Source organism: Embleya sp. NPDC055664 (genome assembly GCF_053618075.1).
This window is the reverse complement of record NZ_JBSHGZ010000018.1, coordinates 82,738-105,230: the sequence shown is the minus strand read 5'-3', so window position 1 is coordinate 105,230 and position 22,493 is coordinate 82,738. Positions and strand designations below refer to the sequence as shown.

General features: G+C 71.4%; 10 protein-coding genes and 2 pseudogenes. 5 read left to right on the top strand and 7 right to left on the bottom strand.

What is annotated here, in order from left to right:
- Positions 1-45: 45 nt before the first annotated feature.
- A pseudogene (locus ACWGR4_RS26735) lies at positions 46-5,481 on the top strand (SDR family NAD(P)-dependent oxidoreductase); the annotation flags it as partial.
- A gap of 84 nt (positions 5,482-5,565) precedes the next feature.
- Here the strand turns inward: ACWGR4_RS26735 and ACWGR4_RS26730 are convergent.
- From ACWGR4_RS26730 to ACWGR4_RS26720, 3 genes and pseudogenes are all read right to left on the bottom strand, one after another.
- A pseudogene (locus ACWGR4_RS26730) lies at positions 5,566-11,946 on the bottom strand (thioester reductase domain-containing protein); the annotation flags it as partial.
- Between the two features lie 80 nt (positions 11,947-12,026).
- Entirely contained in the window at positions 12,027-13,418 is a 1,392-nt protein-coding gene (locus ACWGR4_RS26725; RefSeq protein ID WP_452132838.1) for a PucR family transcriptional regulator, read from the bottom strand.
- Between the two features lie 258 nt (positions 13,419-13,676).
- Positions 13,677-14,909 (bottom strand): acyltransferase family protein, encoded by a 1,233-nt coding sequence (locus tag ACWGR4_RS26720; RefSeq protein ID WP_452132839.1) that lies wholly within the window; start codon positions 14,907-14,909, stop codon positions 13,677-13,679.
- 352 nt (positions 14,910-15,261) lie between these two features.
- Between ACWGR4_RS26720 and ACWGR4_RS26715 the strand changes: the two genes are divergently transcribed.
- Positions 15,262-16,584: an acyltransferase domain-containing protein gene (locus ACWGR4_RS26715; protein WP_452132840.1), complete on the top strand. Its 1,323-nt coding sequence runs from the start codon at positions 15,262-15,264 to the stop codon at positions 16,582-16,584.
- Positions 16,585-16,685: 101 nt separating this feature from the next.
- Here the strand turns inward: ACWGR4_RS26715 and ACWGR4_RS26710 are convergent, their stop codons facing one another.
- The 3 genes from ACWGR4_RS26710 to ACWGR4_RS26700 form a co-directional block, all read right to left on the bottom strand.
- Positions 16,686-17,201: a hypothetical protein gene (locus ACWGR4_RS26710; protein WP_452132841.1), complete on the bottom strand. Its 516-nt coding sequence runs from the start codon at positions 17,199-17,201 to the stop codon at positions 16,686-16,688.
- Positions 17,198-17,677: an RNA polymerase sigma factor gene (locus ACWGR4_RS26705; protein ID WP_452134252.1), complete on the bottom strand. Its 480-nt coding sequence runs from the start codon at positions 17,675-17,677 to the stop codon at positions 17,198-17,200. The genes ACWGR4_RS26710 and ACWGR4_RS26705 overlap by 4 nt, the downstream gene beginning before the upstream one ends.
- 258 nt (positions 17,678-17,935) lie before the next feature.
- Positions 17,936-18,364, bottom strand: coding sequence for an LAETG motif-containing sortase-dependent surface protein (locus ACWGR4_RS26700; protein ID WP_452134251.1), 429 nt, complete (start codon positions 18,362-18,364; stop codon positions 17,936-17,938).
- 345 nt (positions 18,365-18,709) lie between these two features.
- Here ACWGR4_RS26700 and ACWGR4_RS26695 point away from each other — a divergent pair, with 345 nt between their 5' ends.
- Complete coding sequence (locus tag ACWGR4_RS26695) at positions 18,710-19,141, top strand: hypothetical protein (protein WP_452132536.1); 432 nt, start codon at positions 18,710-18,712, stop codon at positions 19,139-19,141.
- Here ACWGR4_RS26695 and ACWGR4_RS26690 read toward each other — a convergent pair.
- Positions 19,128-19,886: a DUF4328 domain-containing protein gene (locus tag ACWGR4_RS26690; RefSeq protein ID WP_452132535.1), complete on the bottom strand. Its 759-nt coding sequence runs from the start codon at positions 19,884-19,886 to the stop codon at positions 19,128-19,130. The two genes, ACWGR4_RS26695 and ACWGR4_RS26690, sit on opposite strands and share 14 nt — an antisense overlap.
- Before the next feature lie 697 nt (positions 19,887-20,583).
- Between ACWGR4_RS26690 and ACWGR4_RS26685 the strand changes: the two genes are divergently transcribed.
- Entirely contained in the window at positions 20,584-21,102 is a 519-nt protein-coding gene (locus ACWGR4_RS26685; RefSeq protein WP_452132534.1) for an RICIN domain-containing protein, read from the top strand.
- Between the two features lie 952 nt (positions 21,103-22,054).
- Entirely contained in the window at positions 22,055-22,486 is a 432-nt protein-coding gene (locus tag ACWGR4_RS26680; RefSeq protein ID WP_452132533.1) for a winged helix-turn-helix domain-containing protein, read from the top strand.
- Positions 22,487-22,493 lie beyond the last annotated feature (7 nt).

The window sequence follows — 22,493 nt, the reverse complement described above, 5'->3', positions numbered from 1 at the left end:
GTCCCGAACGGAGCGCTTGTGAGCAACGAAGAGAAATTGGTGGAATACCTCAAGCGGGTCACGGCCGAGTTGCAGCAGACCAGGCAGCGGCTGCGCGACGCCGAACAGGCGACCCGCGAGCCGATCGCCGTGGTCGGCATGGCCTGCCGATTCCCCGGCGACATCGGATCCCCCGAGGACCTGTGGCGGCTGCTCGACGCCGGCGGCGACGCGATCGGCGAATTCCCCGCCGACCGGGGCTGGGACCTGGACGCGCTCTACGACCCGAACCCGGACACCCCCGGCCGCACCTACACGCGGCACGGCGGATTCCTGCGCGGCGCCACCGAGTTCGACCCCGAGTTCTTCGGCATCTCGCCCCGCGAGGCGACGGCCATGGACCCACAGCAGCGCCTGCTCCTGGAAACCTCCTGGGAGGCGCTGGAGCGCGCCGGGATTCGCCCCGCATCGCTGCGCGGCGCCGGAGTGGGGGTGTTCGCCGGAGCGATGGCCCCGGACTACGGCCCCCGGCTGCACCAGGCCGTCGACGGCGCGGAGGCGCACCTGCTCACCGGCACCGCCAACAGCGCCGCGTCCGGTCGGATCGCCTACACCCTCGGATTCGAGGGTCCCGCCGTCACCGTCGACACCGCGTGCTCGTCGTCCCTGGTCGCCCTGCACCTGGCGATGCGCTCCCTGCGCCGGGGCGAGTGCACCATGGCTCTGGCCGGCGGCGCCACCGTGATGTCCACGCCGGGCATGCTCGTCGCGTTCAGCCGACACCGCGGCCTGGCCGCCGACGGGCGATGCAAGTCGTTCGCCGACGCGGCCGACGGCACGGGCTGGGCCGAGGGCGTCGGGATGCTTCTGGTGGAACGCCTCTCCGACGCCCGGCGGCTCGGGCATCCGGTGCTGGCCGTGCTCCGCGGCAGCGCGGTCAACCAGGACGGCGCCTCGAACGGACTGACCGCCCCGAACGGCCCGGCCCAACAACGGGTGATCCGCCAGGCGCTCGACGACGCCGACCTGTCGCCGTCCGACGTGGACGCGGTCGAGGCACACGGCACCGGTACCGGCCTGGGCGACCCGATCGAGGCCCAGGCCGTCCTGGACACCTACGGCCTCGACCGCGAACGCCCCCTGTGGCTGGGCTCGTTGAAGTCCAACATCGGCCACACCCAGGCCGCCGCCGGGATCGGCGGCGTGATCAAGATGGTGCTCGCGCTGCGCCACGGCGTGCTCCCGAGGACGCTGCACGTGGACACCCCGTCCTCGCACGTCGACTGGTCGACGGGCACGGTACGGCTGCTGACGGAGCGTCGGGAATGGCCGGTGACGGGCGCGCCGAGACGGGCCGCGGTGTCCTCGTTCGGGATCAGCGGCACCAACGCACACGTGATCTTGGAGCAGGCCCCGGAGCCCGAACCGGCCGCGCCGCCGACCCGGGCCGCGCTGCCGCTCGTCCCGCTGATCCTCTCCGGCCCCACCCCCGAAGCGCTCGCCCGCCAGGCCGCGCGACTGCTGTCCACGGCCGACGCCATCGACCCGCTCGACGCCGGCTTCTCGCTGGCCACCACCCGGACGGCGTTCGAGTATCGGGCCGCGCTCGTGGCCGGGGATCGCGACGACATGCGATCCGCTCTCCGAGAGATCGCCGTCGGCGGATCCGGTCCCGGCGTCCTGCGGGGTGTCGCCCACCCCGGCCGTACCGCGTTCGTGTTCGCCGGCCAGGGCACCCAACGGCCGGGCATGGGTCGCGAGTTGTACACGGCCTTCCCGGCCTTTGCGACAGCCCTGGACGAGGTGTGTACCGGGTTCGACGGCCTGCTCGACCGCCCGCTGCGCGAACTCCTCGTCGAACCACCGGAGCACGCGGCGGAGTTGCTGGACCGCACCGGCTGGGCGCAACCCGCGCTGTTCGCGATCGAGGTCGCGCTGACCCGGCTGCTCGGCTCGTGGGGCGTACGCCCGGAGGTCCTGGCCGGACACTCCGTCGGCGAACTGTCCGCGGCCTTCGTCGCGGGCCTGTGGACGCTTGAGGACGCCTGCCGCGTCGTTGCGGCTCGCGGACTGCTGATGGAACGGCTGCCCGAGGGCGGCGCGATGGTGTCCATCCAGGCCACGGAGGACGAGGTCGCAGCGGCCTCGGCGGACGGCCCGGCCGGCATCGCCGCCGTGAACGGACCCGAGTCGGTGGTCGTCTCCGGCGAGTGGGACGCCGTACTGCGCCTCACCGAACACTTCGCCTCCCTCGGACGCCGCACCAGGCGCCTGCGGGTCAGCCACGCCTTCCACTCGCCCCTGATGGACCCGATGTTGGCGTCCTACCGAAAGGTTCTCGCCGAAGTCACCTACCACGAACCCGTGTTGCCGATCGTGTCGACCGTCACCGGCGAGCCGTTGGCGGCGGAGACGGTGTGCGCGCCCGAGTACTGGGTGCGCCAGGTCCGCGAGCCGGTGCGATTCGCCGCAGCGATCCGCCGATTGCAGCACGACGGCGTCACCCGCTTCGTCGGCATCGGCCCGGACGCCGCGGTGAGCACGATGGCCGAGGGCTGCTTCACCACGTCCCCCGAACGGGACGCGACCCCCTTCGCGGTGCCGCTGCTGCGCGCCGACCGCCCGGAACCCCACACCGCGCTGACCGCGCTGGCGACGGCACACGTGCACGGCGTGGAGGTGGACTGGCACCGGGTGTTCGCCGGCACCGGCGCGACCACCGTGACCCTGCCGACCTACGCCTTCGGGCACGACCGCTACTGGATGGACGCCCCCGCCTCGCCGGGCGACCTGCGGGCGGTCGGCCTGTCCGCCAGCGAACACCCGCTGCTCGGAGCGGTGTTGGCCCGCCCGGAGGCCGGCGGTGCGGTTTTGACCGGCCGACTGTCCCTGGCTACCCACCCCTGGCTGGCCGACCACGCGGTCCTCGGCCGGGTGATCGTACCCGGTGCGGCGTTCGTGGAGATGGCGCTGCGCGCCGCCCGCGAGGTGCACTGCGACCTGCTCGACGAACTGACCCTGCACACCCCGCTGGTCCTGGGCGAGCGGGGCGGGGTGCAGGTCCAGGTCGTGGTCGAGGACGCCGACGAGTCGGGGCGACGGGCGGTGTCGGTGCACGCCCGGCACGAGGACGGCGGCGAGTGGGTCCGGCACGCCGCCGGTTCGCTGGTCGAGCGGGCCGAACCGGCGGTGTTCGACGCGGCCGAGTGGCCGCCGGAGAGCGCGGAGGAGGTCGCGATCGGCGATGTCTACGCGGACCTCGCCGCACGCGGCTACGACTACGGTCCGGCGTTCCGGGGGCTTGCGGCGGTGTGGCGGCGCGAGGACGAGGTGTTCGCCGAGATCGCCCCACCGGCGGAGTCGATGGTGGACGCGGAGCGATTCGGCCTGCATCCGGCGCTGCTCGACGCGGCGCTGCACGCGGTCTGGTACGGCTCGTTCCTGGCCGGCATGGACGGCGCCGTGCTCCCCTTCGCCTGGTCCGGCGTGTCCCTGTCGGCGGTCGGCGCGTCCGCGCTGCGCCTGCGGATGTCGGCGGCCGGCCCGGACACGGTCTCGATCGTGCTTGCCGACCCGACCGGCGCGCCGGTGGCGTCGGTCGAGGGGCTGCGCTTTCGGCGGATGCCGGCCGGCGGCCGGGGTACGCCCGCGGAGTCGATGTTCCGGGTGGACTGGTCGCCGGCGCCGACGCAGCCGACGCCATCGACGCGGCCCGCCCGGTGGACGCTCGTTTCCGCACTGGCGGAGGTGCCCGCCGACCCGGGCGTGGTGTTCCTGCGCTGTCCGGTCGGACCGGACGCCCGGGAGGTCACCGGCGCGGTGCTGGCGGTCATGCAGGAGTGGCTGGCCGACGAGCGGTACGCCTCCGGGACACTCGTCCCGGTGACCCGGGGAGCGGTGGGCACCGATGCGAAGGATCCGGTCGACGGGCTCGCCCAGGCAGGCGTGTGGGGTCTCGTACGGTCCGCGCAGACCGAAAACCCGGGCCGATTCGCCCTGCTCGACGTCGACGTCGACGCGGTCACGGACACTGACGCGGACACGGACTCCGAGTCGCCGCCGTGGGACACCCTCGCCGCGCTGATCCCGCAGGAGCCACAACTGGCCGTGCGGTCCGGCCGCGTCCTGGTACCCAGGCTCGTTCGCGCGGATGTCGGCTCCGGCACCGCACCGGCAACGGCGTACGGGTCCGGGACGGTGCTCGTCACCGGCGGGACCGGCACGCTCGGCGTGATCGTCGCCCGCCACCTGGTCGCCACGCACGGGGTTCGGCGGTTGGTGCTGGTCAGCCGCGCCGGCGCGGACTCCCCGAGAGGTGCGGAACTCGCGGCCGAACTGACCGCGGCGGGCGCCGAGGTCGTGCTGGCCGCCTGTGACACGACCGACCGCGCCGCGCTGTCCCGGGTCCTGGCCGACATCCCGGCCGAGGCCCCGCTGACCGCGGTCGTGCACGCGGCCGGCGTCCTGGACGACGGGATCCTCACCGAACTGACCCCGCAGCGGCTCGACGCGGCACTGAACCCCAAGATCGTCGCCGCCCGGAACCTGCACGAGGCGACCCGCGACCTCGACCTGTCCGCGTTCGTGCTGTTCTCCTCGATGTCCGGCCTGATCGGCCCCGCCGGCCAGGCGAACTACGCGGCGGGCAACACCTACCTGGACGCCCTCGCGCAACACCGACGGGCCCGGGGACTGCCCGCGGTGTCCCTGGCCTGGGGCATGTGGGCCGAGCGCAGCACGATGACCGAGCGACTGACCGACATCGACCTGGCCCGGCTGGCCCGGCTCGGGGTGACCCTGTCCTCCTCGGCGGAGGGCGTCGCGCTGCTGGACGCCGCGCTGGGCCTGGACGAGCCGACGCTGGTCCCGGTCGCCCTCGACCTGGCCCAGGTACGCGCCCAGGCGGACGTACCGCCGCTGCTGCGCCGCCTGGCCGGGCGCGAGGCCGTGGCCCGAACACCGCGACGGGCACCGGCCGGGTCGGGCCCCGTTCCGCTGTCGGACCGCCTGGCCGGCCTGCCGGAGGACGCCCGGTACGAGGTGCTGCTCGACCTGGTGTGCACCCGGATGGCCGAGGTGTTGCAGTACGCGCCCGGCCGCACGGTCGACCCCGACCGGGCCTTCGCCGACCTCGGCGTCGACTCGGTGTCCGCCGTCGAGTTCCGCAACCGGCTCGGCGCCGAGACGGGCCTTCGGCCGGCCCAGACGCTGGTGTTCGACCACCCCACGGCCGCCGCGGTGGCCCGCGAGCTGGTCCGTACCCTGGCGATCCGCGGCCAGGCGCCGGCGGGGTCGGTACTGGTCGAGCTGGACCGGGTCGAATCGGCGCTCACCATGGACTCGGCGACCGGTCCCGACGGCGACGAGATCGCCGAACGCATCGAGGGCCTGCTCCTGAAGCTGCGTACGTTCCGCGACTACGCCGACCGCCCCGACGCCAAGCTGGACGTCACCGCCGCGACGGACGAGGAACTCTTCCAGTTCCTCGACGGCCGCCACTAGTACCGAACGGCCAAGGGTCCGCCGGGGCTTCGATGCCCCGGCGGACCCTTCGGCTTGCGCGCCGCAGCCCGCGGCCCGACCGCCCTATCCGACCCGCGCCGGGGTCGGGAAGTAGCCGACTCCGGCGAAGAACTCCGCGTACCTGCCGAACAGTTCCGCGTCGATCTCCGGGCAGGAGATGCCGGTACCGGCCAACGCGGCCTCCGTCGCGGCCACATCCATCCGCATGTACAGCGCCTCGCCCGCCGTCATGTAGCTCCGGAAGATGTCGATCGTCGGGAAGAGCGCGTTGTCCCGATCGGCACGCACACCGGCGACGAACTCGTCCCAGGACACCTCGTCCAGGACATGGCCGGACTCGCGCAACCGCCCCACCATGTCGGCGAATTCGATCGCCACGGGATTGAACAGGTGGAACGTGCGCCCGGTCGTCGTGCGGGACAGGGCCAGCACGGCCGCGGCGACGTAGTCCACCGGCACCATCGGGAACAGTGCGTTCGCCCCCACCGGCACCGCCCGGGCCTGGAGGCTGCCCTTCAGGCTCAACCAGACGAAGTCGCGGGTCTGGCACGCGCCGTTGGTCTGCGCGCCCGAGACGACGTCGGCGCGATAGATCGACACGGGCAGGCCGCGGTCCCGGGCCAGTTCGATCGCCTTCTCGGCGACGTACTTGCTCTGTCGGTACCCGTTGGTCAACTCCTCCGGCGGCCCGGTGGGATCCTGCGGGGTCAACCCGGCGCCGCCGGGTGCCGGCCGGGCGAAGACGCCCGTGCTGGACACGTAGTGCAGCGGCACCGTGCGATACAGCGCCGCGAGCCGCAGCGCCTCCTCCGTACCGGTCACGTTGGCCGCCTTCAACGACGTGTACGGGTGCAGCCAGTTCACCGTCGCGCCCGCGTGGTACACCACGTCGACCTCGCGGGCCAGGCGCTCGTACCGCTCGGCATCCAGCCCGAAGCGCGGCTCGGCGAGGTCGCCGGTGACCACCGACAGCCGGTCCCGGTCGATCTCGTCCCAGATGCCGTACCAGCTCAGATTCGCCCGCAGCCGCTCCAGCGCAGTCGCCTTGTCGGCACCGCGGACCAGGCAGTGCACGACGGTCCGCGTCTCGCGCATCAGGTCCCGGAGCAGGAAGGCGCCGACGAACCCGGTCGCGCCGGTGAGGAACACCCGCTGCGGATCGGCGACCACGTCGACGACCTCCGCGGCCGGGACCACATCCTCGGCCAGCCGCACCTCGGCCGCGAAGTCCACGGCGGAGCGCGCCGGAGAATCGGCACGGCTGGAGAGTTCGGCGAGAAGGAAATCGATCAGCGCCGCCGGGGTGTTGTGGTCGAACAGCAGGGTCGGCGGCAGGCGAAGCCCCGTCTCGCCCTCCAGCCGGTTGCGCAACTCGACCGCGGTCAGCGAGTCGAAACCCAACTCGGTGAAGACGACTCCGGGGTCAATGTGGTCGGTGCCGCGGTGACCCAGGATCGAGGCCACGGCCACGTGCACCAGATCGAGAAGGAGTTCGCGCCGACCGGCGTCGTCGAGCGGGGCCAGGCGCTCCGCGAGGTGCCCGGTGTCCCGGGTCGTCGCGGTGATCATCCGCCGAGCCGACGTGCGCACCAGGCCGCGCAACACGGGCATGACCGAGCCGGGTTGCCGCTCGATCCGGGCGATGTCGAGATGCATCGGCACCGTCGTCGGGTGCACGGCCACCAGCGCCGCGTCGAACAGGTCGGGGCCCTCCGCGGGTTCGATCGGCCGCAGCCCGGCCTGCGTCGCGCGACTGCGGTCCACCTCGGACAACCGGGACGCCATGCCGTGCTCCTGCGCCCATGCCGCCCAGGCGAGCGCGTGCGCCGGCAGCCCATTGGCCCGACGGTGCTGCGCGAGTGCGTCCAGGAACTGGTTGGCGGCCGAGTAGTTCGCCTGCCCCGGCGACCCGACCACGCCGGCGACGGAGGAGAACAGCACGAACATGGCCAGGTCGTCGTCGAGGGTCGCCTCGTGCAGATGCAGAGCGGCGTCGACCTTGGGCCGCAGTACGGAGGCGACACGTTCGCGCGTGAGCGCGGTGACGATGCCGTCGTCGATGACCCCGGCGGTGTGCACGATGCCGGTCAGCGCGTGCTCCGCGGGGATCGCGGCGAGCAGCCGGTCCACGGCGTCGCGGTCGGTGATGTCGGCCGCGACGACGGTGACCCGGGCGCCGAGCGCGGCGAGTTCGTCCCGCAACTCCCGGGCCCCGGGCGCGTCCGGCCCCCGTCGACTGGTCAGGACCAGGTTCCGCACGCCGTACTCGGTGACCAGGTGGCGGGCGAACAGCGCGCCCAGCGCGCCCGTTCCGCCGGTGACCAGGACCGTGCCGTCGGGCCTCAACTCCGGCCCGGCCACGGCCTCCGGGCACACCCTGGCCAGCCGGGGAGTACTCGCGTGCCCGCCGCGGATGGCCACCTGCTCGTGCCCGGACACGATCGCCGCGCCGAGGCGCGCGGCGCTGGCCGGGCTGTCGTCGACGTCGATCAGCGTGATCCGCCCCGGGTTCTCCGCCTGGGCCGACCTGACCAGACCCCAGACCGGGGCCGAGCCGAGTTCGACGTCCGCGTATTCGTGCGTGGCGACCGCGTTGCGCGTGACCACCACGAGGCGGGAGGTGCCGAACGCCAGGCCCTCCTGGACCAGTTCCAGCGCGCGCACGGTGGCCCGGTGCGCCGCGTCCGCGAGATCGGTCCCGGCCGGTTCGTCGATCATCGCGACGAGGACGTCCCCGGCGGCCTCCGCGACCCGCCCGACGCGTCGGGCGTGCCCGACGGGCGGCGAATCCCCGAGCACGGCCCAGCCGGTGGGGTCGAGGTCGTCCGGGTCGGGGAGGGTGATCGGCGACCAGGCCGTATGGAACAGGGAGTTCGCCATCACCCGGTCGTGCCGGCCGGTGACGGGAGCCCGCCGACGCCGCAACGCACGCACCTCGGCGACCGGTTCACCCACCTCGTCGGCCAGCCACACCCGGAACCCGTCCCGCTCCCCGGGCCTGATCCGAACCCTGAGCGCACGCGGACCGGCGGCATACAGGTCGAACCCGCGCCACGACAGCTCGGCGGCGTCCTGCCCCACCGCAAGCAACGTGTGCAGCGCGGCGTCGAGCAGCGCCGGATGGATCCCGAACGTGTCCGGGTCCGTGTCGTCGGGAAGCCGCACCTCGGCGAACAGATCCGCCCCCTGCCGCCACAGCGCCCGCAGCCCCCGGAAGACCGGCCCGTACGCGCGACCCTTCCCGTCGAGCCGCGCGTAGAGGTCGTCGAGCCCGATCGGGACCGCGTCGGGCGGGGGCCAGGCGGCCAGGGAGATCAGCGGCGCCGGCGCCGGCTCGGTGAGCAGCCCGCCGGCGTGCACGAGCCACACCGCGCCCGGCTCGTCCCGATCCGGGCGAGAGCCGATCGTGATCGGTCGACAACCGTCCTCGTCGGGCGGACCCAGGGTCACCTGGATCTGCACGCCGCCGCTGTCCGGGACGGCCAGGGGAACATGCATCGTCAGATCCGCGACGCCGGAGCAGCCGACCTCGTCGCCGGCCCGGACCGCCAACTCCACCAGGGCCGCCGGGGGCAGCGTCACGGTGTCGTCGACGCGGTGATCGGCGAGCCAGGGATGGGTGTGCAGGGAGATCCGACCGGTGAGCACGAGCCCGGCGCCGCCCGCGAGTTCGATGGCGGTCGTCAGCAGCGGGTGCTCCGGCGTGATCGGCCCGAGGCCGGTGGTCCGGCGTCCGCCGGGGGAGGTGCCGTCCAGCCAGTACGGCCGGTGCTCGAAGGGGTAGGTGGGCAGATCGACGAGCGAGGCGTTCGTGTCGGCGAACAGGCGTCGCCAATCGATGGTGTGCCCGTGGATGTGCAGGCGCGCGAGCGCGATGAGAGCCGTACGGGCCTGGGGGCGGTCGCGGTGCTGGAGGGCGACGAACAACCCGTCCGGCGCGGACTCCGCGCCCAGTGCCGTGAGCACACCGTCGGGGCCGATCTCCAGGAACCGCGTGACGCCCCGCTCCCGCAGACGGGCGATGTGCTCCACGAAGCGCACCGGCTCGCGGACGTGGTCGACCCAGTACCGCGCCGAGCGCACATCGGCCGTGTCGGCCGCCATGGGAATGCCGGGCTCGCCGAGTTCGACCGTATCCAGGACACCGGCGAACTCGTCGAGGATCGCATCCATCGCCGGCGAATGGAAGGCGTGGCTCACGGTGAGCCGGTTCGTCTTGTGGCCGCGCTCGCGCAGAGCGTCCGCGACCGCGAGGACGACGTCCTCGGCGCCGGAGATCACCACCGACGTCGGCCCGTTGACCGCCGCGATCCCGGCCCGGTCCTCATGCCCGCGCAGCAGTTCGCGCACCTCGGCCTCGCCGGCCCGCACCGCGACCATCGCCCCGCCGGCCGGCAACGCCTGCATCAACCGCCCACGAGCGGCGACGACCCGGCACGCGTCGCCCAGGCCCAGCACACCCGCGACATGCGCGGCGGCCAACTCCCCGATCGAGTGCCCGGTCACGAAGTCGGGTCGTACACCCCACGATTCCAGCAGCCGGAACATCGCCACCTCGACCGCGAACAACGCCGGCTGGGTCCACCCGGTCTGATCCAGCCCCTCGCCGTCCCCGAAGACGACGTCCTTCACCGTCCCGGGCAACCCGGCGTCGAAGTGACCACAGACCTCGTCGAACGCCGCCGCGAACACCGGGAAGGCGTCGTACAACTCCCGTCCCATGCCGACACGTTGTGCCCCCTGGCCGGTGAACAGGAACGCCAGACGCCCCTCGCCCACCGGCCCGGACACCAGCCCCGCCGACGACTCACCGGCGGCCAACGCCCGCAACCCCGAGACGAGTTCGTCCCGATCCCCGGCCACCACGACCGCACGGTGCTCGAACATCGACCGCGACACCGCCGCCGACAAGCCCACATCCGGCAACGACACACCGTCGACGCCGTCCACCACCGACACCAACCGCTCCGCCTGCGCCCGCAACGCGCCGACAGACCGCGCCGACAACACCACCGGAACCACCGGCAACACCGACCCGGCCACCGGCTCCACCGGTTCCGGGTCGTCGACCGGCGCCTGCTCGACGACAAGATGCGCGTTCGTCCCGCTCACCCCGAACGACGACACCGCCGCCCGCCGCGGCCGTCCGGTCGAAGGCCACGCGCGCCGCTCCGTGACCAGCTCGATCGCCCCGGACGACCAGTCGACCGCGGGTGTCGGCTCGTCCACGTGCAGCGTCTTGGGCACCACGCCGTGGCGCATGGCCATGACCATCTTGATCACCCCGGCCACCCCCGCAGCGGCCTGCGTGTGTCCGATGTTCGACTTCAACGAGCCCAACAACAGCGGCTCGCCCGCCGGCCGCGACTGCCCGTACGTCGCCAACAGCGCCTGGGCCTCGATCGGATCGCCGAGCATCGTGCCCGTGCCGTGCGCATCGATGACGTCGACCTCGGCGGGGGAGAGTCCGGCGTTCGCCAGTGCGCGACGGATCACCCGCTGCTGCGCCGGACCGCTCGGCGCGGTCAGGCCGTTGGACGCGCCGTCGGAGTTCACCGCGCTGCCGCGGATCACCGCGAGCACCGGATGGCCGAGCCGCCGTGCGTCGGACAGCCGGGCCAGCACCAGCATCCCGACACCTTCGGAGAACCCGGTGCCGTCCGCCGCCGCCGCGAATGCCTTGCAGCGGCCGTCGGGTGCGAGTCCGCGCTGCCGGGAGAACTCGACGAAGCCGTCCGGCACCGGGATCACCATCGCGCCGCCCGTGAGCGCCAGCGAGCACTCGCCGTTGCGCAGCGCGGTGACGGCGTGGTGGATGGACACCAGGGACGACGAGCAGGCCGTGTCCATGCTGACCGTCGGCCCCTCCAGGCCCAGGACGTAGGAGAGCCGGCCGGACGCGACGCTGGTCAACATGCCGGTCATCGCGTAGCCCTCGATGCCGGTCGCCGACGCGCTGACCGTCGAGGCGTAGCCGGTGTACATCACACCGACGAACACCCCGGTGTCGGTGCCGCGCAGGGACCGCGGGTCCATCCGGGCCCGTTCGACGGCCTCCCAGGTGGTCTCCAGGAGCAGCCGCTGCTGGGGGTCCATCGCCAGTGCCTCGCGCGGCGAGATGCCGAAGAAGGCCGCGTCGAATCCCTTTACGTCGTCGAGGAATCCGCCTTCCCGAGCGTAGAACTTGCCCATGGCGTCGGGATCCGGGTCGTAACCGCCCTCGACGTCCCAGTCGCGGTCGGTGGGAAAACCCGAGATCGCATCGACGCCGTCGGCGGCCAGGCGCCACAACTCCTCGGGCGTGGACACGTTCCCGGGGTAGCGGCAGCCCATGCCCACGATGGCGATGGGTTCGGTTCGGCTCGACTCCAACTCCTCGACCCGGCTTCGGGCCTTGTGCAGGTCGGTGGTGACCCACTTGAGATAGTCGAGCAGCTTCTCGTCCTTGTTCATGTCCCGACCGCCGTTCGTCCCCCGACCGCCGTCCGTCTCCCGACCACCGTTCATCCCACGCCCACCACCGCTCATGAGGACACCGCCCGAATCGAGTGCTCCAGTCCCGTCGCAGGGCCCTGTTTGGCCAGTACGGACGAGCCGAGCCGCTCCGCCAGATACAGTGCGAAGTGCAGGCGCAGGTGGTCCTCGCGCAACGACCGCCCGAGCAACTGCTCCGCTTTCTTGACCCGATACACCACGGTGTTCTTCGCGATGTGCAGGTGTTTGGCCGTGGTCGCCACGCCCCGCTCGTTGTCCAGCAGGCACCGCACGGTCTCGCGCAACGCGGCCATGGTGCGGTTGTCGGCGGCGAGCGGTCCGAGTTCGCGACGTACGAAGTCGGCGGCGGCACCGGCATCGTTCCCGAGCAGGATGACCAGTTCCAGGTCGCCGTAGTCGCACAACCTCGACGGGCCGGGCTCGGTGATGCGGCCGACCCGCTCGGCGGTGATCGCCTGCTGGTGCGAGCGCCGGAAACCCGCGATGCCGTCGCCGGGCAGCCCCGAGGCGACATGCACGTGTGCGGGCAGATCCATCGGTTTGGCGGAGCGTCGCAGTTCGCCCGGATGGTCGGTGGCGCGCCCACCCCATGCCCACAGGCGTCCCGGGCCCGCCGGGAGCAGCAACATCGAAGAGCAGCCCACCTGGTCGAGCAGGCGCAGCGCGGTGGTCTCCAGGTCGCGTCTGCTGTCCGGGGTGATTTCGTCCTGCCACAGGATCAGCGCGACGTGATGCAGGGTCAGGTCGTAGCGCAGCTGGTGCAGCGCCTTGCGGGTGTCGATCGGCTTGCCCTTGAGGATCGCGGAGACCAACTCGAAGCGCTCGCCGACGGATCCGGCGAACCAGCGATTGCGTTCGGCGGCGAACTTCTCCGTCACCGAGGCGGACAGGGTCTCCATGCCCTCGAACAGGTCGGCCGAGATGGAGCGCATCATGGCCGGCTGATCCTCGGCGGGGATCATCGTCTCGCGGAACTCGAACAACTCGCGGGTGAAGTTCGCGTGAGTGGCCCGGACGTAGCGGAGCAGGAGGTCGACGGTCGTATTGTCGGCTATCCGTTCCCGGATGGCGTTGGTGAGTTCGGCGGAAAGCAGGCCGGTGATGGCCCGCACGCCGCTGAGTCGCAGGACGACCCACAGCGCGATCGCCTCGACCAACCGGGTTTCGCTGCACGACTTGCGATCGAAGCGGGCGAACGGTTCCTCGGCCAACTCGGCCAGTAACAACCGACTGTTCTCGATGGCCCAACCGGTCGCCCCGGAGCCGACGCGGGCGACGACCTCCTCGATCAGCTGCGGGTTCGTCGCCGGTAAGTGGAGTACGGAATCGTCGACGGGTTGCAGTAGGTGGAGCAGGGAATAGGTGGACGTTATCTGTCGTGGCGCGGGAATGGTGGCCTGCGATATCGAATAGCCCGACAACGAGTTGCCTCCGTACCGGAAAGCGGACGCGACTGGGTGTCGGCAGCCTGGCACGGTTTCTTGCGCCGGGGGTAATCATCCGGTAACCGCACGCTCGGAACAGGATTACCGATCGGTGGGCGGAAGCGGTCGACGTGCGTGGTGTGGTGTGATTCGCCGCCGGGGAACGGGCGGAGACGGTAGGCCACCGCCTCCGCCGCAGTGCGCGAAACCCGGGAAACAACGGTTGTTCGGATCGTATGGAAGACGGAGCGTTCCCTATTTCGTCACGCCGAGACCGTCCGTACTCAGCGGCGTCGTCACTCGGGAGGAAAATCCGGCGGCCTTGCCGGAATTGGCCCGGTGCCGCCCGAAGCGCCGCACCAGCGGCATCTCCACGAAGCGATAGAGGACGAAGGAACACGCGAGCGCCACCAGGAACAGCGGGACGATCAGCAGCGCGCCGGTGGTCGACGAGAAGGTACGGGTGGGCCCTATCCAGTCGGCGGCCGCGCCGATGACGATCCAGTGGACCATGTAGAAGGCGAAGGAGAGTTCGCCCAGCAGGACCATCGTCGGTCTGCGGAACACCGAGGCGGTGCGCCGGCGGTCCGCGACCGCGGCGGAGGCGATCAGCGGCGCGGTCCAGACCGTCGCGACCCCGGCGGTGCCCGCCAGATACGGTTCGTACCGGCCGATCACGTAGCCGGCGACGGCGATCGCGAACGCCGGCACGAGGCCGATATTCGGCCACCGCCCCGCGGCCACGATCCGGGCCAGCAGGATGCCCAGGACGAATTCGAGCGCGCGGACGGGCGGGAAGAAGTACACGAACCACAGCTGGTCGAACGACACTTCACCGGACACGGCGAAGGCGGCGAGGCGCGGCTGGTCGTCCACCACGAAGGTGGCGACCAGGAACGCCCCCACGATCAACGCGAGTACGGCGGCCAGCGCCGGCCACAACCACGCCTCGCGGATGCGGCGCAGGAGGGGATACAGGAGCGGGAAGGCGAGGTAGAAGAAGAACTCGCAACACAGCGACCAGGTCACGCCGTTGACCGCCGACACGGACCGGATGTCCGGAATCCACGCCTGCTGCATGCTCAGGGCGGCGAACCAGTCGACTCCGCGGGTCGGCCGATCGGTGTGCAGCACGAGCAGGGCGGCCAGCCCGAAGGTGACCAGGTGCATCGGGCCGATCTTGACCATACGGCGGCGCCAGAACGACCGGGTCGTGTCGCCCGCGCTCGCGGTCCAGGTCAGCACGAAGCCGCTGAGGATGAAGAAGAAACCGACGCCGTACGAGCCCGCCAGGGCGAAGGTCTTGCGGAGGTGGTCCCCGGTGTCGCCCGGGACCAACTGAGGGGTGTACCAGAGGACATGCGTGGTGAAGACCAGCAGCGCCGCCACGAAGCGCAGTCCCGTCAACGACGGCAGTCGCGAGGGTTCGGGATCCGTGGAGGCGTTGGCCCGGCCGGCGGTGCTCGGGCCGGTCTCCCGGGTCACCATGTCGGCGTCGCGGGTCGCGGTGTGTGCTCGGGTGCATGCTTCGGACTGCGCCGCGAAGTGTGCTGCGAAGTGTGCTTCGGTGTGTACACGAGGGAGTGCGCGGATGTGCGCGCGGATGTCTGCGCAGGATTAGTCGCCTGCGATATCGGATTGCCCGACACGGATAGCCTCCGTACTGGAAAGCCGGCGCGGCTGGGGCTCGGCAGCCTTCCACGATTTCACGCGTGTTCGGTAATCCGTCGGTAATCGTGCCCGGGCGGCCCGATTACCGCACGGTGGGCCGAAGACGCGGCCTCGTGGATATCTTGCGAGGCACGCACAGTCCACCGTTCGGCACCGACGAGGAGTGCTCGTGAGCAAGCCGGCCATTCAAGACGTTCGGATCGGTGCCGCGGCCGGCACCGTGCCGTGGGTGTTGTCCGGGCGCAGCGCGGCGGGCCTGCGCGGCCAGGCCGCCCGCCTGCTGTCCAGACTGGAATCCGACGCGGCGCGCGACGTCGCCGCCGATGTCGCCGAAGTCGGCCGATCCCTGGTGGCGGCCGGCGCGACCCACGAGCACCGGGCCGTCGTGCTGGGCGGCGACCGGACAGAACTGGTCGCCGGGGTACGGGCGCTCGTCGACGAACGGGCCGTGCCGAACGTGTTCACCGGGCAGGCGACCCGGCAGGCCCAGGCGGATTCCCGGCCGGTGTTCGTTTTCCCCGGCCAGGGCACCCAGTGGGTCGGCATGGCGGTGGAACTCCTGGACAACTGCCCCGAGTTCGCCCGCGAGATCCGGGCCTGCGGGGAGGCGCTGGCGCCGCACGTGGACTGGTCCCTGGAGGACGTTCTGCGGGGCGCCCCGGACACTCCGCCGCTGGATCGGGTGGATGTCGTGCAACCCGTGCTGTTCTCGATGATGGTGTCGCTGGCCCGCCTGTGGTGCCGCTTCGGTGTGCGACCGGCCGCGACCGTCGGCCACTCCCAGGGCGAGATCGTCGCCGCGCACATCGCCGGAGCGTTGTCCCTGGCGGACGCGGCGCGGATCGTGGCGTTGCGCAGTCGGGCCCTGACCGCGATTCGGGGCCGCGGCGAGATGTTGACCGTGCTGGCCCCCAACGACCGCGTGCGGACGATGCTGGCCGACCGGGGCGGCGTGTTGGCGGTCGCCGCGGTGAACGGTCCGGCCACCATGACGGTCTCGGGCGACGTGGCGGCGATGAAGGAGTTCGGCGCCGCGTTGTCCGCGGCGCGGATGATGCGCTGGCGGGTGCCCGGCGTGGACTTCGCGGCACACTCCCCGCACGTGGAGGATCTGCGCGAGACGCTGCTCGACCTGGCGGCCGGGATCGAACCGGCGTGCAGCGACGTGCCGTTCTACTCGACGGTGACCGGAGGGCCGGTGGAGACCGACGAGTTGACCGCGGAGTACTGGTACCGCAACCTGCGCCAGACGGTGCGCTTCGACGACGCGGTTCGCGCGCTGGTCGCCGACGGCCACCGGCTCTTCGTCGAGTGCAGCGCGCAACCGGTGCTCTCGGTCGGGATCCAGGACACCGCCGAAGAGTTGGGCCGCCCGGCCGTGTTGCTGGCCACGCTCCGCAACGAGGACGGCGGGATGGGCCGGTTCCTGGCCGCACTGGCCGAGGCGTACGTACACGGCGTCACGGTCGACTGGACGGCGGCCTTCGCCTGAGGGACGGCGCGGTGCCGCCCGGTCGGGTCGGCTCCGCGCGGGACGGACGAGGTCGCCGTCCGGGAGCCGGCGACCTCGTCACGTTCACCCGAGCGCACGGTTCAGCCGGTACGCCGACCACCCGCGGGGGCGGAGGGCGGTGTGGTGCGTGGGGGTTGGTTCTCCGGGGGAGCGGTCCGGCGGTCGGACCCGGGGATCGTCTCCGGGGGCGTCGGGGTGTTCGACCCGGTTGCTCTCGTCGGCGGCGTCGTGGTGGCCGTGGACGGGCTCGGCGCGCCGGTGCCCGGCGCAGTCTCGACGGGCGGCGCACCTGTGGGTGGCGCGGGCACGGCCGGCGGTACGGTCACCGGGTGCGGGCCGTCCGGCGTCGAGGTCGACCCGATCACCATCCAACCCGCCGTGGCCACCGCGATCGCCGCCACCGCCACCGCCGGCCGCAACGGAACACGCAGCCGACGCACCGGCGCGGCCGGCAGCGGTACCTCGCGCGCACGCAGCGTCGCGGGTGTCACCGCATCGGTCCGTCGGACCATCCAGTCCCGCAACTCCGTTTCCAGAGCCGCATGTTCCGGCGTCCCCGAGCGCAGGGGTTCGCCACGGTCACGGCGTCGGTTCACGTGTCCTCCTCCCTCAGCAGCCGATGCAGCGCGGTCAGCCCGCGACTCGCGGTGGATTTCACGGTGCCGGACGGTATGCCCAGCGTGCCGGCGATCTCGCTCTCGCTCAGGTTCTCCCAATAGCGCAACACCAGTACCTCGCGCTGCCGCCGGGTGAGTTGTCCCAACGCCTGCCGCAGTCGCCGATCGCGCTCCGCGCGAAGCGCGTCGTCCTCGGGCGAGGCCGCCGGCGGCAGCACCGGCGGCACCCAGGCCCGGGCCGTACGCCGCCGGCGCAACACCGATCGTGCGCCGTTGACCACACAACGCCGCAGATACGCGGGCGGATCGTCCAGCTCGCCCAGCCGCGCGCCGTACCGGCGAAAGGCGGCGGTGAACGCCTCCTGGACGACGTCCTCCGCCGTCTCCTGGTCGTCCACCAGCAACGTGGCCAGGCGCACCAACCGGATCCGATGCGCGTGATAGAGCTGCGTCATGGTCGGCGGCGGCTCGCCCGCCTCCCGAGTCCGGCGCCGGAACAGGCCGAAGGCCCGCCGCCGGGGCGACGGGGCCTCGGCGGGCGGTACCCGAGAGGGCGGGGTCGGGTCGTATCGGACCCTGATGTGGGATTCCTGGATGGCCGTGAACTCCTCGGACGCGAACCGATGAACCACCGGCGCCATACGGCACCGGGCGCCCGGCCGGTGCACCGGGGACAAGGACATCCCCGGCGCACCGGCCGGTTCCCGCGCCGATCAGGCCGCGGTCCGCCCGCGCCGCCGGCCGGCCACCACGGCCCCGCCACCGAGCAGCAGCAGGCCGCCCGCGCCGCCGATGTACCAGACGGTCTTGTCGTCACCCCCGGTTTCCGCCAGCCGAGGCGGCACCGTCGTCGGCGGAGTGGACGGCACACCTTCGCGCCCACCCGAGACCGCGCCCGACGGCGTCGGGGCAACGGTCGACCGCTCGCCTCGGGGCGACGAGCCGGGCGGTACGGCGCTCGGCGCCCTGGTCGCCGGCGGGGCGGTGGCGGGCGGGGCGGCGGTCGGCGGGGCGGTGGCCGGCGGAACCCGCCCCGCCGACCCACGCGCCGCGCCCTCGTCGGCCACGGCCACCCCCTGCGCCAACACCACAGCGGAGGCCGCCGCCAACAAGCCGGCCCCGAGCACCCGACCGACCCGCACCCGACCTCGACGACCACCCGGCAAGGAGCCGATCACGGAACCCGAAACACGCGGCGAACGAATAGTCACCATTCTCCTCAAGGACCATCAACCACCCGGATCCCCGTGCCAGGAACACACGGAGCCGAGGCCGCCACCATCCGGCGACAGCCATCCAGACGCCCGACGGCCCCCGGGGTTCCCACTCCCACCAAACTTTTTTCCGAAGCCACCGAGCCACCGAGTCGTCGAGCAGGCGGCCCCGATGACCCGCCCCCGAACGACAATCTCGGACGCGGGTGCTGCCAGGATCAACGGGCCCGACCATTCCGCAGCGCAGCCCAGGTCACCCGAGAGGTACGAACGGTGCACTCCACCTTGTTACGAGCCGTGGTCGCTTCCGGGATGGCGCTCACCCTCGGGGCCTGCACGGCCTCCGCCCCCGAAACCGTGTGCACCGCCGATTGGCGGGTGCCGGTGACCATCGACATCGCCTCCGAAGTGGCCGATCGGGTCACCGACATCTCGATACGGCTGTGTCGGGCCGGATCGTGCCAGGAGCCCCAGGTGACCCTGTCGCCTGTCCGAGAGGGCTCCGCCCGGGTCGGGAGCGTCTTCGACGCGGGTCTGACGGCGGACCCGATGGAGGCCACCGTGCAGGTGAGCACGGCGTCAGCCGCCACGCGTGTCTCACGCCTGAGCGTGACGCCGCAGACGACCCGTCGCGGTGCGAACTGCGGCGTCGAGCACCACGTCCGGCTTCGTGTTTCCGCCGACGCGGGCGTTACCCAAGCCTGAGCGGGGGCGGTGTGTTGGGGGCGCCGGGGAGGACGGGGCCTCCTGCCGTCGCGTGTGCGACGGCGTACGGTGCGAAGGTCGGGGCCGGTGCGCCGAACGCGGGCGAGGGCAATGTCGCTTCGCGCTTTTTCTGCAACGTCGTGATGTGGGCGATCACGGCCACCGCGAGAGCGGTGGCGACGATTTGCACGACGAAGAGGCCGGCCTTGACCAGGCTCACCGTCCGGGCGGCCTCGGCGTCGGCGACGGTGTCGACCAGGAGGGAGGAGATTTCCGGGTCGGCATCGGGGCCGAGGTAGCGCACGCCCAGTGGGATCGTCATCGCAGCGACGAAGGTGATCCACCAACCCCATACCAGAACGAGGCCACCCCGCGTGATGCCGCCGCCGTGCTGTGCGCGGGGGTCACTGGCCCGCCACACGTCCACCGTGATCCGCGGCGGGAACCACAGGTTGACCACCGGACAGAACCAGCCGCCGATCGCCCAGCCGGAGGAGAGTGTTCGCCGTGCCTGCCCCGGGTAGGTGTCGATGTTGCGGCGAGCACGATGGAACCAGATCAGGAACACCACCATCAGGGCGAGTTGTACGAACGAGTAGGGCCGCCAGAACAGGGCGAGGGAGTCGTTGAACTCGTTCGGTTCCCGAGCTGGGCGGCGCCCGTGGGCGATGTCGTCCCACAATCCCGCCCGGTAGACCAGGGTGACGACCGCGAACGCCGATACCAGCGCCGAGATTCCCATCATGACGTAGAGCGCGACGGCGAGCCCGCGCAACGGGCGTGGCCGCGGCGGGTGGTAGGCGAACGGGTGTGGTGGACTCGGGGGGAAGCCCGAGTACGCCTGCCCACCGCACGCACCGCAGGGTCCGGGAACGACGGGTCGTCCACCACAGAACGGGCACAGCACGAAGCAGGTTCTCCTGTCGATGAGTTCGGACCGCCCGCATCGTGTGCCGGCGCCGATCCGCGTCGGCCGCACGGGTTCGGCGGGGCGTCCGAGGCATCATCCCGTGCCGATCGATCCACGTCACGAGGTTTGTCCGCGCCGTCGATGTGAGCCGCATCTCGAACGTACGGCCGCGGTATCACGAACAACCATGCCCTGTCGATCTGTTGACCATCGGGCCCATTCCGGGTCGAAGGCAGGCATCGCGTCGCAGTTCCCGTGATATGGGAGGTTCCCGTGGCGTGGGGATTGTCCTGAACCCTTCTGGTGACGGTGATCGGGATCCGCCTACGGTGCCAGAGGCCGTCAACGAACCCGAGGGAGGCAATCTCCGTGTGTCCGGCATCTGCCGGTGGGTGAGGGAAATGCGGCTCGGTCGGGCCCGGTTCGCGCCGGACGGGCAGGACCACATCGTGTACCCGCACAACGCCCACGGTGTGCCCTCGGTCGCCGCGACGGCCCGTACCGAGAACCGAACCACCACCAAGAGGCGGAAATGAGCAAAGCCAGCAAGTTCGTCACCACGGCAGCGGTTTGCGCGACCTCCTTCGCTGCCCTGGTACTTTCCGGCGCGACGGCCTCCGCGGTCGGATCGAGCCCGAACGGCGGGGCCACCCCGCTCGCCGGCACCGGTCCGATCGTGCACTGGGTCAGCGGCAAGTGCATGGACGTCGCCGGTGCAGGCGACATCGACGGCACCCCCGTACGGCTCGATGCCTGTAGCTCCGGCTCCGCGGCACAACAGTGGACCATCGCCAACGGCACCATCGTGGCCAAGGCCAAATGTCTCGACGGCGGCAATCTGCTGCCCGGGACGCAACTCGCCATTCGGGACTGCACCGGCGGTGCCAACCAGGAGTGGCGTCGCCTCAACTTCGACCGGCTGTACAACCCTGCGTCCGCCCTCTGCATCAACGTTCCCAACGGCAACGCGACCAACGGTGCCCGACTCGACATCGAACCCTGCGCTCGTACGGGCAACATGGTCTGGACCGTGCCCGCCGGCAGCTTCTGAGCCCAGGGCCTGTGGATAGTTCGGCTCCGTTTCACAACCTGTCGTAACGGAGCATGATTTCGGTCAGGCGCAATCCGCTGTCGGACCCGCCTGAGGCCGGCCCCGCCACACATCCCGCCATACGAGACGTCCGGTTCCCATGCGGACGCCTTCGACCCGGCGACCGTGGCGGGGCCGGTGCCGTTCACGGCGAGCGCATGAATTCGGGAGTGCCGGCGGCGGCCGACGGAGGGCAATCGGTTCTCTCTACCCCCGTGGTGTCCGGCCTAACATATCGGCCCGTCTCGACGTCCTCGGATGCTTCGAGGATATCGCTGAGTAACCCGGTGGAGGACGCCGTGTGATCGGTCGCGCATTTTTGGATGGAATGGCTTCCGATCCGGCCGCGGAGGGTTGCGTCGAACGAATTGTGTTTAGCATCATGGCATCGGGACAGGTTGTGCACAGAGCCGACGAGTAACACGGTGTCGGCCGTACGACATGATCGGCGGGACGACGAATCCGGGTCGCGACCGGGTCTCGGGGCCCAGGAAAAACGGTTGGCCTCGGCAGTGAACTGGGCTCGGCAGTCTGGGAGTTGGTCGTACCGGCCGAGTCGAGGGCGCGGAGCGATACGACACGAGACAGATACGAGCAGCAGGCTCGCGTGGTGGGGCCGGGCGCACGACAGGTGGGGCGTATTCGTTGATTGCGAATTGCGGTCCGATATGCGGAACTGCCCGGGTTCAGGCGCGTCGACGTGGGTGGAATGTTTGCCGACGGCTCTCCATGAATTGTCGGTGAATGCGGTGCGGGCGCACCTCGATTCTTCGCGGGCCTGAATTTTCCATGAGCATTCTGGAATGAGGATCGCGTGGAAGTCAAAATTTTACGGTGGCCGTCCGAGGCGGAAAAGCGAGCGGTGTGCAGGTCACGGGGATTGCCCTGCCTGCTGGTCCTGGAGGGTCACGGCGTGTCGGCGCCCACGGGCCTGAACGTCCTGGAGGACTGGGTCAGGCCGCCGATCAGTCGAGCGGATTTCGGCGCGCGCCGAGCCGCGCTCGCGGCCAGGGCCCAGGCGGGTGCGTTGCCCTGCATCGATCGTGAGGGTGTACTGCGCTTCGGCGGTCGCAGACTCTCGCTGTCTCCGGCGGAGGCGGATCTGATGCGCGTCCTGGTCGAGTCGTTCCAGGAGGTGGTGTCCCGGGAGAGCCTGGTCCGGCGGGTGTGGCCGGGCGATTGCGCGCAGCGGCGCAATGCCCTGGACCTGCGCATACTGCGACTTCGTCGGCGGATCGGCTGCCTGCACCTGTCCATTCGCACGGCGTGGGGGCGCGGATATCTGCTCGACCTGCACGACCCGAGGGAGGACGACCTCGCCTGGTCGGGTGTCGGCGGGCACTGAGCCGCCG